Below are 665 nucleotides of genomic sequence, written 5' to 3'. Positions count from 1 at the left end.
CTTCAGTACCGCCTTTCGCACGGCCACGCATTTTTCCGCGATGCTCTCTGCGATATTTAACGCGTTTTGGTAATAACATATTATTTTCCTCCTTCCTCAGTTTTCTTCTTAGTAGGAAGAACCTCTCCACGATAGATCCAGACTTTCACACCAAGCTTACCGTAAGTAGTATCAGCTTCAGATGTTGCATAGTCAATGTCCGCACGTAATGTGTGCAATGGAACAGTTCCTTCACTGTAGTATTCAGAACGAGCGATATCTGCACCGCCAAGACGACCAGAAACCATTGTTTTCACACCTTGTGCTCCAGCACGCATAGTACGTTGGATTTGTTGTTTCTGCGCACGGCGGAAAGAAACACGGTTTTCTAATTGACGAGCGATGTTGTCAGCAACTAGCTGTGCATCAAGATCTGCTCTTTTGATTTCAAGAATGTTAATGTGTACACGCTTGCCAGTAAGGCTGTTAAGGGCTTTGCGAAGTGCTTCGACTTCAGAACCGCCTTTACCGATGACCATACCAGGCTTAGCTGTGTGGATCGTAATGTTAACGCGGTTTGCTGCACGCTCGATTTCTACTTTAGAAACAGAAGCGTCAGAAAGGCGTTTGCTAATGTATTCACGAATTTTTAAATCTTCGTGCAGGAAGTCAGCGTAATCTTTACC

At 44.8% G+C, this 665-nt stretch carries 1 protein-coding gene and 1 pseudogene; both read right to left on the bottom strand.

From position 1 onward, the window contains the following. Positions 1-79, bottom strand: a pseudogene (locus tag RVS70_RS21730) (50S ribosomal protein L16); the annotation flags it as partial. Position 80: 1 nt separating this feature from the next. Further along, positions 81-665 (bottom strand): 30S ribosomal protein S3 (gene rpsC, locus RVS70_RS21725; RefSeq protein ID WP_321134801.1); only part of this gene is annotated, 585 nt, incomplete at its 5' end.

It is taken from the genome of Virgibacillus sp. M23, from assembly GCF_034190895.1.
GTDB lineage: Bacteria > Bacillota > Bacilli > Bacillales > Amphibacillaceae > Virgibacillus > Virgibacillus salarius.
The sequence above is the reverse complement of the archived record's forward strand: the minus strand, read 5'-3'. Positions and strand labels throughout refer to the sequence as shown.